Origin of the sequence: Pseudorhizobium xiangyangii, assembly GCF_020531965.1 — a bacterium.
GTDB lineage: Bacteria > Pseudomonadota > Alphaproteobacteria > Rhizobiales > Rhizobiaceae > Neorhizobium > Neorhizobium xiangyangii.
Window position 1 is genome coordinate 46,742 of sequence record NZ_JAJAWH010000009.1, and the last position, 14,892, is coordinate 61,633.

General features: G+C 62.9%; 17 protein-coding genes. 13 read left to right on the forward strand and 4 right to left on the reverse strand.

Annotation, left to right across the window (positions count from 1 at the left end; all coding sequences use genetic code 11):
• Positions 1-54: 54 nt before the first annotated feature.
• Positions 55-1,278 (reverse strand): MFS transporter, encoded by a 1,224-nt coding sequence (locus tag LH464_RS09755; RefSeq protein WP_226786188.1) that lies wholly within the window; start codon positions 1,276-1,278, stop codon positions 55-57.
• Positions 1,279-1,397: 119 nt separating this feature from the next.
• Here LH464_RS09755 and LH464_RS09760 point away from each other — a divergent pair, with 119 nt between their 5' ends.
• Positions 1,398-1,991 (forward strand): TetR/AcrR family transcriptional regulator, encoded by a 594-nt coding sequence (locus LH464_RS09760; protein WP_226786189.1) that lies wholly within the window; start codon positions 1,398-1,400, stop codon positions 1,989-1,991.
• Positions 1,992-2,007: 16 nt separating this feature from the next.
• Here the strand turns inward: LH464_RS09760 and msrB are convergent, their stop codons facing one another.
• Positions 2,008-2,418: a peptide-methionine (R)-S-oxide reductase MsrB gene (gene msrB, locus LH464_RS09765; protein WP_226786190.1), complete on the reverse strand. Its 411-nt coding sequence runs from the start codon at positions 2,416-2,418 to the stop codon at positions 2,008-2,010.
• A gap of 167 nt (positions 2,419-2,585) precedes the next feature.
• Here msrB and LH464_RS09770 point away from each other — a divergent pair, with 167 nt between their 5' ends.
• From LH464_RS09770 to LH464_RS09815, 10 genes are all read left to right on the forward strand, one after another.
• Entirely contained in the window at positions 2,586-4,949 is a 2,364-nt protein-coding gene (locus LH464_RS09770) for a putative monovalent cation/H+ antiporter subunit A (RefSeq protein WP_226786191.1), read from the forward strand.
• Positions 4,946-5,365 carry a Na(+)/H(+) antiporter subunit B gene (locus LH464_RS09775; protein WP_226786192.1) on the forward strand — a complete coding sequence of 140 codons (420 nt, stop codon included), beginning with the start codon at positions 4,946-4,948 and terminating at the stop codon, positions 5,363-5,365. Before LH464_RS09770 ends, LH464_RS09775 begins: the two co-directional genes overlap by 4 nt.
• Positions 5,365-5,742, forward strand: a complete 378-nt coding sequence (locus LH464_RS09780) for a Na+/H+ antiporter subunit C (protein ID WP_226786193.1) — start codon at positions 5,365-5,367, stop codon at positions 5,740-5,742. Before LH464_RS09775 ends, LH464_RS09780 begins: the two co-directional genes overlap by 1 nt.
• A gap of 17 nt (positions 5,743-5,759) precedes the next feature.
• The gene (locus LH464_RS09785; RefSeq protein ID WP_226786194.1) at positions 5,760-7,322 is read left to right on the forward strand and encodes a Na+/H+ antiporter subunit D; all 1,563 of its coding nucleotides are present in this window, start codon (positions 5,760-5,762) and stop codon (positions 7,320-7,322) included.
• Positions 7,319-7,792: a Na+/H+ antiporter subunit E gene (locus LH464_RS09790; RefSeq protein ID WP_226786195.1), complete on the forward strand. Its 474-nt coding sequence runs from the start codon at positions 7,319-7,321 to the stop codon at positions 7,790-7,792. Before LH464_RS09785 ends, LH464_RS09790 begins: the two co-directional genes overlap by 4 nt.
• A complete protein-coding gene (locus tag LH464_RS09795) occupies positions 7,792-8,268 on the forward strand; it encodes a cation:proton antiporter (RefSeq protein WP_226786196.1) in 477 nt (158 codons plus the stop codon). Before LH464_RS09790 ends, LH464_RS09795 begins: the two co-directional genes overlap by 1 nt.
• The gene (gene mnhG, locus LH464_RS09800) at positions 8,265-8,609 is read left to right on the forward strand and encodes a monovalent cation/H(+) antiporter subunit G (protein WP_226786197.1); all 345 of its coding nucleotides are present in this window, start codon (positions 8,265-8,267) and stop codon (positions 8,607-8,609) included. The genes LH464_RS09795 and mnhG overlap by 4 nt, the downstream gene beginning before the upstream one ends.
• A gap of 403 nt (positions 8,610-9,012) precedes the next feature.
• On the forward strand, positions 9,013-9,441 hold the full coding sequence (locus LH464_RS09805; protein WP_226786198.1) for a MucR family transcriptional regulator: 429 nt from the start codon (positions 9,013-9,015) through the stop codon (positions 9,439-9,441).
• 225 nt (positions 9,442-9,666) lie between these two features.
• Positions 9,667-10,119, forward strand: a complete 453-nt coding sequence (locus LH464_RS09810) for a helix-turn-helix domain-containing protein (protein WP_226786199.1) — start codon at positions 9,667-9,669, stop codon at positions 10,117-10,119.
• Positions 10,112-10,918, forward strand: coding sequence for a DUF6456 domain-containing protein (locus tag LH464_RS09815; RefSeq protein WP_226786200.1), 807 nt, complete (start codon positions 10,112-10,114; stop codon positions 10,916-10,918). Before LH464_RS09810 ends, LH464_RS09815 begins: the two co-directional genes overlap by 8 nt.
• 4 nt (positions 10,919-10,922) lie before the next feature.
• On the opposite strand, the gene LH464_RS09820 is transcribed toward LH464_RS09815, so the two are convergent.
• Both LH464_RS09820 and LH464_RS09825 read right to left on the reverse strand, forming a co-directional pair.
• Positions 10,923-11,345 (reverse strand): SufE family protein, encoded by a 423-nt coding sequence (locus tag LH464_RS09820; protein WP_226786201.1) that lies wholly within the window; start codon positions 11,343-11,345, stop codon positions 10,923-10,925.
• A gap of 168 nt (positions 11,346-11,513) precedes the next feature.
• A complete protein-coding gene (locus LH464_RS09825; protein ID WP_226786202.1) occupies positions 11,514-11,942 on the reverse strand; it encodes a DUF5330 domain-containing protein in 429 nt (142 codons plus the stop codon).
• A gap of 464 nt (positions 11,943-12,406) precedes the next feature.
• Here LH464_RS09825 and LH464_RS09830 point away from each other — a divergent pair, with 464 nt between their 5' ends.
• Positions 12,407-13,948 (forward strand): sensor histidine kinase, encoded by a 1,542-nt coding sequence (locus LH464_RS09830; RefSeq protein WP_226786203.1) that lies wholly within the window; start codon positions 12,407-12,409, stop codon positions 13,946-13,948.
• Complete coding sequence (locus tag LH464_RS09835; RefSeq protein WP_226786204.1) at positions 13,917-14,891, forward strand: peptidoglycan-binding domain-containing protein; 975 nt, start codon at positions 13,917-13,919, stop codon at positions 14,889-14,891. The genes LH464_RS09830 and LH464_RS09835 overlap by 32 nt, the downstream gene beginning before the upstream one ends.
• The last annotated feature ends 1 nt before the right edge of the window (position 14,892 follow it).

Consider the following 14,892-nt stretch of genomic DNA (forward strand, 5'->3'; position numbering starts at 1 on the left):
GGTTCTGTTTCTTCGGGCTTCGACAAGCCCGAAGTTTCGGTTTTCCGGGGTAGTCTATTCAGCGGGCTGGGCCAGCGGCTCCAGCGCGACCTCTGTCCGGCCGCCGCTGAGGCTCTTCTGGCCAGCCGCAACAGTCACCATGGCGGCAATGCCTGCGACGACCGAAACCCAGAAGCCGTTCTGTGCCCCGAACGTGTCGACGACCCATCCGGCCAGGAAGGCGCCGAGTGCCATTCCGATGCCGATGCCCGTCATTACCCAGGTAACGCCCTCCGTCAGCATCGCGCCCGGCACCCGCCGCTCGATCAGCCCGAAGGCGGTGATGAAGGTGGGCGATATGGCGATACCGCTGAGGAAGACGGCGAAGGCGAGGAGCGGAACCGTGCCGGCGATCAGCAGGGGCAGGGATGTCACGGCAAGCACGCTGACAGCGATCAGCAACTGCCTGTGCAGCGGCATTCTCGGGTTTACTGCGCCGAGGATGAGCCCGACGACGAACGATCCGACCGCATAGACGCCGATCACCAGGCTTGCGGCATTGGGCTGCCCGAGTTCCTTGGTGAGGGCGACGGCGGTCACTTCGGCGGTCGCAAACATCGAGCCGACGAACACCAGCGCAAGCGTGATGATCTGCACCGACCGTAGCCGGATCGCCGATTTCTGCGGCGTGTCCGCATGGACAAGCGTTACTTTGGGCTCGGTCGAGCGCTGCAGGATGAAGGCCAGCGTCCCGACCGCGAGAAAGATGGTGCTGATAATCATCCCGGCTTCCGGGAAGAGAGCGACGGCGAGGCCCACCGAAAGTGATGCACCGGAAATGTAGACCAGTTCGTCTGCCGCCGATTCAAAAGCGAATGCCGTGTTCAGTTCAGGCCGGTCCCGGAAGATTTCGGTCCAGCGGGCTCGTACCATGGCCGGAATGCTGGGCATGGCCGCCGCAAGGAAGGCCGATACGAACAGCGTCCAGACCGGCCATTTCTGGTTGGTCGCCAGGATGAGGACGGCGAACGCGATGACCGAGATGATGGTCATCGGCGTGATGACTGCGGCCTGGCCGAGCCGGTCGACGAACCGCGAAATCTGCGGCGAGAGGAGGGCGTTGGTGAAGGCGAAGGTCGCCGAGACCGCGCCGGCCAGCCAGTATTCGCCACGCGCCTGTGAAAGCATGGCGACGATGCCGATGGGGGCCATTGCGATCGGCAGCCGGGCGAGGAAGCCGGCGGCGGAAAAGCCCTTTGCGCCGGGCACCGAGAAGATTTGTCTGTAAGGGTTGGGCATGGGTATGCTCCGTGAAACCTACGATGAAGCCACTTACATACGTGGCGTATGTCGAGACGTAGTTGCATACGCGGCGTATGTCAAATAAAATACGTTGCGTATGTCAGAAAGGAAATCTTGTGAGCAAGCCGCGCCTTGAAATGATTGCCGAAACCCGTGCGAAATTGATTGCGGCGGCTCGCCATGCGTTCGGCACGGTGGGCTATGCGGAATCCTCGATGGACGATTTTACCGCCGGAGCAGGCCTGACGCGGGGCGCCCTCTATCATCATTTCGGCGACAAGAAGGGTCTGCTGCAGGCGGTGATCCAGGAGCTCGATGCCGAAATGACGGCGCGGCTGAACAAGGTCTCGGCAAAGGCACCGAGCCTCTGGCAGGGCTTCGTGGATGAATACACCGCCTACATCGAGATGGCACTGGAGCCGGAAATCCAGCGGATCGTGTTCCGAGACGGACCGGCGGTGCTCGGCGACATGTCGCAATGGCCGAACGCCAATGGCTGCATTGCCGCGCTCAGGAAAAGTCTCGCCGAACTGAAGGCCGATGGCACGATCATTGATGTGGACGAGGAGGCGACGGCGCGCCTCCTCAATGGAGCCAGCATCCACGCCGCCATGTGGATCGCCAATTCCGACGATCCGCAGTCAACCTCGATCCAGGCGGTAGGGGGTTTTCGCGCACTGCTCGAACAGCTGCGGGTGAGGGCGAACTGAACCTGTCCGACGTCGCTCAGTCCAGCGGCCCGAACACCATCGAATGCCCGTTGATGCAGTAGCGCAGTCCGGTCGGTGGCGGGCCGTCAGGAAAGACGTGGCCGAGATGCCCGCCGCAATTGGTACAACGCACTTCCGTGCGCACCATGCCGTGCGACGCGTCACGGAACTCGGTCACCGCGTCCGGCTTTACCGGCTCGAAATAGCTCGGCCAGCCGCATCCGGCGTCGAACTTCGTATCGGAGACGAAAAGCGGTTCGTTGCAGGCGGCGCAACTGTACAGGCCTTTTTCCGTGCTGTTCCAGTAGGGGCCGGTGAAGGCGCGCTCCGTACCCTGCTGTCGCAGGATGCGGTATTGCTCGGGCGTCAGCTGCTCACGCCACTCGTCGTCGCTCTTGTGAATGCGGGGTTTCGTCGCGTCTGCCATGGGATGTCCTTTCGTTATCCTAGAGATAGGCCGCAACCTCCTGTTGGAAAAGCCCGGTGGTGCCCTCCTTGCGTCGTAAATGTCTTGAGGCGCAGGATTCTTTGACCTAAGGGGTATACACACCGGTCCGAGGGGGCGATCCGGATAGCGAACGAGCGGGAGAAGGCATGGCCGACCAGACGGCATTGACGTTGTTGTGCCTGTTCCTGCCGGTTCTTGCGGCTCTGCTCGCGCCGATGGCAATCGGCAGATTCGGTGCGGCGGGAAGCTGGCTTTTGGCCCTGGCGCCGGCATTTTCCTTCGTGCATTTCCTGACATTGCTGCCGCAGATAGCCGATGGCGCCGCCATCACGGGCGGCTATGCCTGGGTCCCCAGCCTCAATCTCAGCTTTTCCTGGTTTCTGGACGGCCTGTCGCTGACGTTTGCGCTGCTGATCACCGGCATCGGCACGCTGATCGTGCTCTATTCCGGTGGCTATATGAAGGGCCATCCGCAACAGGGCCGCTTCCTCTGCTTCATCCTGCTCTTCATGGGCGCCATGCTCGGGCTCGTCGTGTCGGACAGCTTCCTGATGCTGTTCGTCTACTGGGAACTCACCTCGATCACCTCTTTCCTGCTGATCGGCTTCGACCATGAGCGGGAAGCGGCGCGCCGCGCGGCACTCCAGGCTCTGGTGGTGACCGGGCTCGGCGGTCTGTCGCTGCTCGCCGGCCTGATCTTCCTGTGGAACATGACCGGCGTCACGCAACTCTCGCTGCTGGTCAATGTCGACGACATGCTGCGCGAGAGCCCGTTCTATCTCACGGCACTGCTGCTGCTGCTTGGCGGCGCCTTCACCAAGTCGGCGCAGTTCCCGTTCCATTTCTGGCTGCCGAACGCCATGGAAGCGCCGACGCCGGTCTCCGCCTACCTGCATTCAGCTACCATGGTGAAGGCTGGCGTCTATCTCCTGATGCGGCTGAACCCGGTCATGGGCGAAACCCCGGCCTGGGAAATCCTTCTGCCCTTCTTCGGCGGCGTTACCTTGATCGCCGGAACCGTTCTCGCCATCCGCCAGACGGACCTCAAGCTGATGCTCGCCTATACGACCATGGCGTCGCTCGGGCTGCTGGTCATGCTGACGGGTTTCGGCGCGCCGCATGCGGTGGAAGCGGCGGCGCTCTATCTCGTGGCGCATTCGCTGTTCAAGGGCGCGCTGTTCATGGTGGCGGGCCTCATCGACCATGAGTGCGGAAGCCGCGACGTGGCGCAGCTCGGCGGCCTGCGCAAGGCCATGCCGATCACCTTCGGTGCGGCCCTTGCCGCGGCACTTTCCATGGGCGGGCTGCCGCTCTTCTTCGGCTTCCTTGCCAAGGAGGAGATCTATTACGCGCTGGCGCATGGCGATCTCCGGTCGATCCTGTTTCTGGTCGTCGCCGTCGGCGGCAATGCACTGATGTTCGCGGTCGCCTTTGCCGTGGCGCTGAAGCCTTTCCTCGGCCCGAAGGTCGAGACGCCGAAGCATGCGCATGAGGGTCCGTTTCTGATGTGGTTCGGCCCGGCGCTTCTTGCCGCGCTCGGCCTGTTCGCCGGCATCTTTTCCGCTGTTGCGCACCGCTTCGTCTCCACCCCGATGGCAAGCGCCGTGGCCGGCCAACCGACAGTGGTCGACATCTCCACCGTCCCGCATATCGGCATGCCGCTTCTTCTCTCGATCGTCACGATCGTGCTCGGGCTACTGGTCTATCTGCAGATCGACCGCGCGCGCGCGCTGGCGGTGCGACTGCTCGAAGCGATCGGCAGCGGTCCCGACCGCGGCTTCGATCATGCCGTCGCCGGCCTCGTGCGACTGTCCGTCGCCGTCACCCGCATCGTGCAGCCGGGCCGGCTCGAAATCTACCTCACCGTATCCTTCATCCTGCTGGCGCTGACGCTGCTCGTGCCTCCCATCGTCTACGGCGAACTGCCGGACATGCCGTCCTGGCCCTCCGACGTCCTGTTCCACGAATGGGCCTTCGTCATCCTGGCGCTGCTCGGCCTGTTCGCGGTACTGCGCGCCAGCGACCGCCTGACAGCCATCGTCTCGCTCGGCATCCAGGGCTTCGCAGTCGCCGTCATCTTCCTTCTGTTCGGTGCGGCCGACCTGTCGTTTACCCAGTTTATGGTGGAAACGCTTTCGGTCGTCATCCTGGCGCTGGTCATGACCCGGCTGCGCCTGTCGCCGACGGACCACCGACCGCTCGGCCAACTCCTGTTCGACGCGGCCATCGCCATCGCCTGCGGCATCGGCTTCACGCTCTTCCTTCTCAAGGCGACACAGGGACCGTTCAACGATTACCTGACGCAGTTCTTCAACACCTATTCCAAGGTCGTCGCCCACGGCGCCAACGTGGTGAACGTCATCATCGTCGATTTCCGCGGCACCGACACGCTGGGCGAGATCTCGGTGGTTCTGATCACCGGGCTTGCGGTTCTGGCGCTGATCCGCGTCAAGGCAAAGCCGCGCGCCGACGCGGTTCCGGCTGCCGTTGAAGAGGGAGCGAAGTCATGAACACCGTCATCCTGCGCACCGTCGCGCCTCCGATCACCGCCCTGATGCTGGTCTTCTCCGTCTTTGTCCTGCTGCGCGGCCATAACGAGCCCGGCGGCGGCTTCATCGGTGGGCTGATCGCCGCCTCGGCGCTTGCGATCTATGGTATCGCCCACGGCGTTGCCGCCGTCCGCCTTGCGATCCGCTTCCATCCGATGGCGATCGCCGGTTTCGGCTTGCTGCTTGCGACACTCTCCGGCTTCGTCTCGATCTTTGCCGGCGTGCCCTTCATGACGGGCCTGTGGATCTATCCGAGCCTGTTCGGCGTGGAAGTCCCGCTTGCGACGGTGATCTCCTTCGATATCGGCGTCTATTTCGTCGTCGTCGGCGCCATTGCCGGCATCGCGCTCACGCTCGAGGGAAGGGAGGAGGACTGATGGAGACCGTATTTTCCGTTCTGATCGGCTTCTTCTTCGCCGCCGCCGTCTACCTGATGCTGTCCAAGCACAGCGTGCGCATCCTGCTCGGCATCGCAATCTTCGGCAATGGCGTGAACCTTCTGCTCTTCACGGCCGGCCGCCTGACCCGCGAAGTGCCACCGATCATTCCCGCCGGCATGGACACGCTTCCCGCCACGGCGGCGAACCCGCTGCCGCAGGCGCTGATCCTGACGGCTATCGTTATCTCGTTTTCCTTCTTCGCCTTCCTCCTGGTGCTCACCTATCGCGGCTACCAGGAACTCGGCACCGACAATACCGATGAAATGCGGTTTGCCGAGCCGAAGGACGAGCCGCTTCCGCCGCTCGGTTACTGACAGGACAGGCTGACCAGATGGCTGCACCCACGACTGCCCCGATTGATCTCTCCGCCGCTTATCTCATGGCGCCCACGGCGCTTGCCGACTGGCTGGTGATCGCGCCCATCGGGCTGATGATCCTCCTTGGCGCCGTGCTGATGATGGTGCGCCACCGGCTGCACCTGCATGGCTGGATCGCCATTCCCGGCCTTGCCGCGCTCGTCTTGCTGGACGGCATGCTTCTGTGGCGGGTGGTTCATCACGGCCCCTTCACAATGACGGCCGGGCGCTGGCTGCCGCCGTTCGGCATCTCGTTCACGGCAGATCTTTTCGGCGCGCTGATGGCCTTCGTCGCGGCGGTCGTGGCGCTGGCTGCCGGCATATACGCGCTGCGCGATATCGATGCCTCCGGCCGCCGCTACGGCTTCTTCCCGTTCCTGATGCTGCTGATGGCCGGCGTGACGGGCGCGTTCCTGACGGGCGACATCTTCAACCTCTATGTCTGGTTCGAGGTGCTGCTGATCTCGTCCTTCGGTCTGCTGATCCTGGGCTCGGAGCGGGAACAGGTCGACGGGGCGCTGAAATACGCAATCCTCAACCTGCTCGGCACGACGCTCTTCCTGATCGCCGTCGGCTATCTCTATGCCATCTTCGGCACGCTCAACATGGCCGACATCGCCCGTCAGGCCGGTGATTATCACGGCACTGCGCCGCTGATGACGCTGACGGCATTGTTCGTGCTGGCGTTTGCCATGAAGGCTGCGGCATTCCCGGTGAACTTCTGGTTGCCGGCGTCCTATCACACGCCGCGCATCGTGGTTTCGGCGCTGTTCGGCGGCCTCCTCACCAAGGTCGGCGTCTATGCGCTGATGCGCGTCATGGTCATGCTGTTCCCGCTCCAGCGTGAGGATCTCAGCCTCGTCATCGCCGTGTCGGCGGCCCTCAGCATGGTGCTCGGTGCACTCGGGGCACTGGCCCAGAGTGACCTTCGGCGCATGGCGGGGTTCGCGGTGATCGCCGGCATCGGCAATGTCATGGCAGGCGTCGCCATCGGTGGTCCGACCGGCGTCAGCGGCGCCATCCTCTATGCGCTGCATTCGATCGTGACGATGACCGCGCTCTACCTGCTGATCGGCGAGGCGGCGCGCGTCGGCGGCTCCTGGTCGCTGCAGACGCTCGGCGGCATCTACAGGAAGGCCCCATGGGTCGCGGCCAGCGCCTTCGTCATCTTCTTCGCAACGGCCGGCCTGCCGCCGTTCTCCGGTCTGTGGCCGAAGATCGTGCTGCTGAAGGCGGCTCTCGATATCGGTGCCTGGTGGCTGTCCGCCTCGATCCTCTTTTCGGCCTTCATCCTGACGCTGGCGTTGGGCCGCGTCTTTCTCCTCGCCTTCTGGCGCCCGCAGCCGGCAGGTGCCGCTGTCACGGTGACAACCGGAACGGTCGAGCGCTCGGCGCCGCTTGTGGGGCTTGTCGCGATCATCGTGTTCTTCGGGCTCTTTCCGGAACTTCCTGTCCGCCTGTCCCAGGAAGCCGCAATAGGCCTTGCCGATCCGACCGCCTACATCCAGTCGGTCTTCCCGACGGGAGGTGCTGAATGACCACCTATATCCTCAACGTCATCCTCGCTGTCGTCTGGGTGGCGATTACCGGCAGCGCGACGCTTCTCAACTTCGTGTTCGGCTTCTTCCTGTCGGCGGCGGCTCTCTGGGTCGTCCGTGGCGAGATGGCAACGCCCGGGTATTGGGGCCGGCTTCGTCGTGTCCTGTCGCTGCTTGCCCTGTTCTTCAAGGAACTGTCGCTCTCCGCCTACCGCGTGGCGGTCATGGTCTTCAGCCCGCGCCTCGACCTCAAGCCCGGCATCTTCGCCTATCCGCTGACCGTGGATCGCGATTTCGAGATCACCCTGCTTGCCAACCTCATCACGCTGACGCCCGGCACGCTTTCCGTCGATGTCTCGCCCGATCGAAAGACGCTCTACGTCCACACACTCGACTGCTCCGATGCTGACGCGACCCGCCGCGACATTGCCGACGGCTTCGAGCGCAAGATCCTGGAGGCGTTCCGCTGATGACATCCGCTGCCATCACCCAGTTCGCCGTCAATGTCGGCCTTTTCGTCCTCGGCGTGTCCTTCCTGCTGACGGTCTGGCGCGTGATCAAGGGACCGACCCTGCCGGATCGCGTCATCGCCCTCGACATGCTGGTCGGCATCGTCATGGGCTTCATCGCGCTCATCGCCATCCGCACCGGTTTCACGCTCTACATCGACATCGCGATCTCGCTCGGCCTTGTCGGCTTTCTGGCAACCGTCGCCTTTGCCCGCTTCATCCTGTCGCGAAAGGCGCGGGCCGGGGAAGACGGGACGCGACCACCGGCCGTTCCTGTAGTGCCTGCCGGAACAGCCGCCCCGCCCGCCATGCCAAAGGCCACAAAGCCAAAGCCGGCCAAATCCAGTGACGGCAAGCAGAAGGCGGCGTCAGCAAGGCAGCCGGAGGACAAGCCGAAAACGAAGCGCAAGCCGGCCACCGGGAAGGGAGAGACGTGATGGATCTTGTTCTTGCTCTGGCAACAGCACTTCTCATTCTCGTCGGAACGGTCTTCACCTTCGCGGCGGCAATCGGCATCAACCGTTTCCCCGACCTCTATACCCGCATGCACGCCGCCTCCAAGGCGGGCACGGTGGGCTCGGCCCTGATGCTGGTGGCGGTCGGAGTGCACGCCGCCGATCTGGCCATTCTGGCGCGCTCATTTGCCGGTTTCTTCTTCTTCGTCTTGACCGCGCCGGTCTCCGCCCATCTTTTGGCCAAAGCCGCGCATGATTCGGGCTATCCGCTGTCGGACATTTCCGTCCTGGACGAGAAGAAGACAGATGAGCCGAGAATATAGTTACTAATCGGTTGAATAACTCAACTATTGCGCGCCTCTTGAGAGAAACTCCCTATTACGTGAGGTATCCAGAGGCCGAGTTGAAAATTTTATGTCTTGGCTTACATTTCATGGTTGGAAACTTCACTTTATTGGTGCTAACCGGAGTGTAGTCGAGTGCAATGGCAGTCAAGAAGAGCCGCACCCCTTCATCCCGAATATCTATCTGGTGCTTGTGCGACCGTAGATGCTCGCTTTGTAGTGCGGTGCGCTGTTCTCAGTGCCGACAGTGACTATGGCTTGTCTCCGGCTCCTGACCTTTTGGCGGCCTGTGGCCGGCAAGCTGTGCCTCGAACTGGAATACAACTTTCTAGCTGATGCGCCCCGGCATTTGGCTGAACGATAAAAAGACAGGAGACGCAAAATGACAGAAGTGGCATTGGTCAAGGGACAGGATCTGCTGGTCGAACTGACCGCGGATATTGTAGCGGCCTACGTAAGCAATCACGTGGTTCCTGTCGGAGATATCGCCTCCCTGATTTCCGACGTCCATACGGCGCTCAGCATCACTTCCGCACCCGCACCCGCGGTAACGGTAACGGAGAAGCCGAAGCCGCCTGTTCCGATCAAGAAGTCGATCGAGGACGAGTACCTGATTTGCCTGGAAGATGGCCAGAGATTCAAGTCGCTGAAGCGCCACCTGATGACCCACTACAACATGACTCCGGAAGAATACCGCGAGAAGTGGGGCCTGCCGGCCGATTACCCGATGGTCGCTCCGGCCTATGCCGAAGCCCGTTCGCGTCTCGCTAAGCAGATGGGTCTCGGCCAGCGCCGCAAGCGCGCCAAGTAACGTCTCCTTCCTGTTGATAGCCCTCTCGAGGGGCCGCGAAGCCTATGCTTCCGGCCCCTTCTTTTTTGCGCGATGAGGACTGCAGGAGGAATAAAATCACACATCTTTGCGTGAAGAGTTTAAATTCCGCTTGAATATCAATCGGAATTGCGGGCCGTCGTATTTTCTTTGTCCTCGTTTCTGCTCTGTGGTGTATGAATAAAGTCCTATTTAAAGGAGTTTGTCATGACACCCGATGAAAGTTTCCCGCCGCTTTTGGCCGCTCAGCCCTCGACGCCGAGGGAGACGCCTGCGGGCCTGTCTGTCGACTGGGGCCTGTCGGGCCCCCTGTCGTGTCCGGGGTCTCGCCCCGTTCCCCTCAAGAGCGTCTGCCGTATCGTCCGCCAGATCGTGGGCGAGCTTGTGCTTCTGTTCGGTGATCGGGTCCTTGTGCGGCGCGACCGCAGGCGGCTCGCCTGCCACGTCCGCCAGATCTCCATGTATGTCTGCCATGTGGCGCTGCGGATCTCGCAGAGCGACATCGGCGATGCCTTTGGCCGCGACCGCACGACGGTCGGTCATGCCTGCCATGTGGTGGAGGACCGTCGCGACGATCCCGTCTTCGACGATTTCGTCTCCGCCATGGAAAGGGTCGTTACCGCCGTCTTCGGAACGCCGGAGTTTGCAAGCGATGATTGACCTGCAATGGACGCGTGGCGAGAAGCGCCACCTTGTGCGGCTCCTTCGTCGGCTGGTGAAAGGTCCGCTGACGGTGTCTTCGGCGGGACATCCCGACCTTGTGAGGATCGCGGGGGATGAGCAATCCTATCACGAGGAACTGGTGCGACGCGCCGTCAGCCAGGGTCTTGTCCGGCAGGCGGACGGCATTTTGTCCGCTACGCCGCAGACGGCGGGTTTTCTGCGGCGATCCATGCTTCCCGACGATGCGTTTGCCGGACAGCACCGGATCGACGTGGCCGAAACGGTCGAGATTGCCGGCCACCGCCAGCCGGCGAGGCGCAATCTCGCCGAATCGCCCCTGTCGCTGCTGGGACGCCTTAAGGATCGCGCGGGCCAGCCTTTCCTGCCGGAGAGCGCTTTGGATGCCGGCGAGCGCCTGTTGTCGGATTTCACGCGTGCCCAGCTTCAGCCGCGCATCACCGCAAGCTGGGAGCCACGTCTGGCAAGCCGGGCGAAAGGTCATGCCGGGGGGCAGGCGGAGATCGCCGACACGGCCATTGCCGCGCGGGAGCGGTTCGGGCGGGCGGTCGATGCCATGGGCCCCGAACTCTCAGGCGTCGCGGTCGATGTCTGTTGTTTTTCGAAAGGCCTGGAAACGGTGGAACGGGAGCGGCAATGGCCGGCAAGGTCCGCAAAGCTAATGCTGCGCACGGCGCTTCTGGCGCTCGCCCGGCACTATGCGCCGCCGTCGCGGGGAGGAGGGCGCGCGCGCCATCATTGGGGGGCTGCGGACTATCGCCCGCCGATTTCGTGCTGATGCGTCAGGCGGCGGCCTTCAGGTGCGCTTCCTGGCGGATGCGCTTCACCATCGAGCGCAGGCCGTTGGCCCGCTGCGAGGAGAGGTGCTCGACGAGACCGATGCTGTCGAAGATCTGGATCGCATCGGTTCCTGCGATCTCCGAAGCATGCCTGCCGGAATAGACGGCGAGCACGATGGCCACCAGTCCCCGCACGATATGGGCGTCGGAATCACCCTCGAACGTCAGGACCGGGTCGGCACCGCCATCTTCCTCGTGGCTGACGAGCCAGACCTGGCTTGCGCAGCCCAGAACCTTGTTCTCCGGTGTCCGCTTGTCTTCGGCCAGCTCCGGCAGCGCCTTGCCCAGCTCGATGACGTAGCGGTAGCGATCCTCCCAATCGTCCAGGAAGGCGAAATCGTCGATGATTTGCTCCAGCGTCGCCATGGCTGCTCCAGTATTCTTTCGAACTGAATATAGGAAGGAATGTGCCCGGCGTGAATAGAAAAAGGGCCGTGAGGGATGAAACCTCACGGCTCAGCAAAGGCTGAAGTCAGGGCAGGCAGTGCTGCGGCGGCAAAGCCGGACGCAGGGTCATGAAACAGCTTGGGGTATTCAGTTCAGGGTGGGGCGCTTCTGCGGAAGCGGGATGCCACCCGTCGAAATTGTGCCGGTGGCCAGGCTGTCGGACACGAGAGCGCCGACCGCTACCGGCTTTTCCGGCATCGGCTGCGGGTCGGAAACCTCTGCGATGGCGGGAACCTCGTCGGTAAATTGCTTGTCCAGGAGTTCGAAGGCGACGCGAGCGCCTTCCTTGGCGCGATGGCCGAGCGCAGAGAAGGTTTCAGCGCCCTTCGCGCAGACGTCCGGCTTCTCGATGCACATGTCGCTCAGATACTGGTAGGCCTGCGTGGCGGCGCTCACCGCGTCCTGCATCTCAACGCCTGATGAGCCTTCCTTTGTCGCAACCGGCTGGCTGCTGAAATAGGAAAGCACCACGAGTACGAGTGCGAACCAGACGCTGCCTTTGATCAGAAACCACATTTTCCTGTCCACCATCTCGTGATTGCCGGGCCGTGATGCCTGGCCGGCCGCCGGGTCTGTCCCGGTCTTGGTGTCACCCTAATGCGAGGAAGCGAATCGCTCTTTGAAAAGTTCAGGCGCTTTTTCGGCAAATTTATCTAAAATTGTATCCATCCCGTTTCTGGACGCGTCTGGCAGGCATTCTTCTCAAATCTTAGTATCTGCTGTTAAGCATAATTGGGGCGGCTGGCCGAGAACCGCCACCCTTTCAGGCCGGCACCTTGCCACAATAGTTAACGAGATCAGGAAAATTGAAATAAATCCGCTGCTTACGCCTCATTAACCACGACGGGAAAAGCCTGGCCCAAAGCGTTTCAAAACGGGAAACGTGCCTCTTTGAGACGTGTGCGAGGCCCCGGTTTTATCCTTTCCTTAAACCGCCGAGGCCTAAAGTCGGGGGGTAATTGTTGGCGTAAGGGTATTGAGTGCGCGTAGTGAGAAACATTGCCGGACAGGCGGTCGCTGAGATCGATCGGGCCGCCGCCCGCTGGCTGCGGAGCCTCCGGCAACCGGAAGAGATCCGTGTCCGCGATGTCGCCCTGCTCCGCAGCATGGTGCTCGTCGCGTCCGTCGCCTCGGTGGCTCTTCCGATCGCGCTAAGCTTCCTGCTGCCGATTTCCATAGCGCTTCCCGTCGGCGCGACAGCCGTCGTGTCGCTGTTCCTGTGCGTGGTTGCGGCAACCTTCGCTTTCACGCGCCGGCCGGCCCCGACTGCTGCTCCGGCTTCCAGCGAAGACCTGATCTTCGACGTCTGCCCGGGTCTCTCGCTCATGCTCGACAGCAGGGGCGTCGTGACGAAATGCGGCGGCCGTGACCGGAGCGCCTTTCCGCCATCCCTTCAGGATGCCTCCGGCCAGCGTCTGGCCGAACTCGTCCATGTTTCAGATCGCATCACGCTCGTGCATGCGCTGGATACGTTGCGGCAGGGTGCCGACAGCGCGTCCGCGACCGTTCGCCTGCAGGGCGTCTACTGTGCGTCGCAAGGCCGGCAGTTCCTGCATGTCCGGCTGGAGATGTCGGCGCTGCGCCGGGAGGATGGCGAGCTTGCCTGCGTGTTCGCACAGCTCCGCGATATTTCAACCGAGGAAGCGCTGCGCGACGAGGCGACGGCACGCATCTCGGAAGCTCACTCGGCGCATGAAGCGAAATCCCGCTTTCTGGCTGCGGTCAGCCATGAACTGCGCACGCCGCTCAATGCCATCCTCGGATTTTCCGACGTGCTGGCCGGCGAGTACTTCGGCCGCCTCGAGACGGATCGGCAGAAGGAATATGTCGGCCTGATCCGCCAGTCCGGCGCGCATCTCCTGTCGCTCGTCAACACGATGCTCGACATGAGCAAGATCGAATCCGGCCGCTACCAGCTGATCGCCGAGCCTTTCGTGATCGGCGAGGCGGTGGAAGCCTGCCGCGCCATGCTGGACCTCCAGGCAAGGAACAAGGGCGTCACCCTGACGTCCCGCACCGCCAAGGGACTGGGCGAGGTAAATGCAGACCGTCGCGCCGTGAAGCAGATCCTCATCAATCTCGCCGGCAACGCGATCAAGTTCACGGAAAACGGCGGCGTCGTCACCATCGACGCGGCAAGCAACGGCGGCGACTTCGTGCTGACCATCAGCGATACCGGCATCGGCATCCCGGCCGACAAGCTCGCGCTGATCGGCCAGCCGTTCATGCAGGTGCAGGACGATTATGCCCGCCAGTACGAAGGCACCGGTCTTGGGCTTTCGCTGGTGAAGGGACTGGTTGCATTGCACGGCGGAAGCTTCCATATCGAAAGCAGCGCGGGCGAGGGAACGGTTGTGACCGTGACCCTGCCGGCGGACGGTGCGGGCATTGTGGACGTGGCCGAGGAGCCGAACGACCCGATGGTCGAATTTCCGCCGCGTTTGTTGAAGACCACACGGACGACCATGAAGGACGAACAGGACATCGGAAATGACGACGCCGCGAAAGCGAAAATCGCCTAACAGGAAGAAGCAGGTTCCCGAACCTGGCATCCTGTCCCGGCTCTTCTCGGCCGCGGGACGGACGGCCACGCGTCATCCGCGCCTGCTGGGCGGCGTGTCGTGCTTTGCTGTCGTCTTTGGCTTCATCGCGGCGAATGCGCTCTGGTACCAGCCGGGCACCCACCCGTCGCCCTTCCTCGCCACCCGCGATTCCCAGGATCCGAACGGCATCGCCGGCTACCGCCCCGCAAGGAATGTTTCCCCGCAGGAGGTAACCACCTTCCGCATCGAGCGGCAGGGCGCCGGAGGCGTCGCTGCGACCGAGCAGCCGTCGGCAACATCCCAGAGCCAGGCCGTCCCGCAGGCAATCGTTGCCGAAGTGCAGCGCCAGCTCGTGCGCCGCGGGCTCTACCAGGGCACTGCCGACGGGCTGATGGGTCCCCAGACCAAGGCCGCCATCCTGTTCTTCCAGGAAACGGAGGGAATGGCACAGACCGGCGAGGCGACGCCCGAGCTCGTGGCAGCCCTGAGCGCTGCCGAACGGCCGGCCACCGTCCAGCCAGCCAATGCACCTGTCGAGCCTCGGCCAGTCGATCCTCGGCCTGTCGAAACCGTCGCAGTCCCCGCCATGCGCCCGCCGGAAGATGTCAGCGCCGCTATTGAGGACCCGGTCGCCGCTGCCATCCGCGCCTCCGGCAACACCGGCAGGCCCGCGACCAATGCCACGCGGGCGGCAACGCCGCCGCGCGATGTCAGCTCCGGTATCGTTCCCTCCACGGATCTCGTCTTCCAGATCCAGCGCGGCCTGTCGAACATCGCCTATACGGACATCACGGTCGATGGCGTGGCCGGCAACCAGACCAAGGCGGCCATCCGGCGGTTCGAGAAACACTACCGCCTGCCGGAAACCGGCTTGCCGAACGAGATGGTGCTCAAGAAGCTGAAGTCGATCGGCGCGTTGTAGC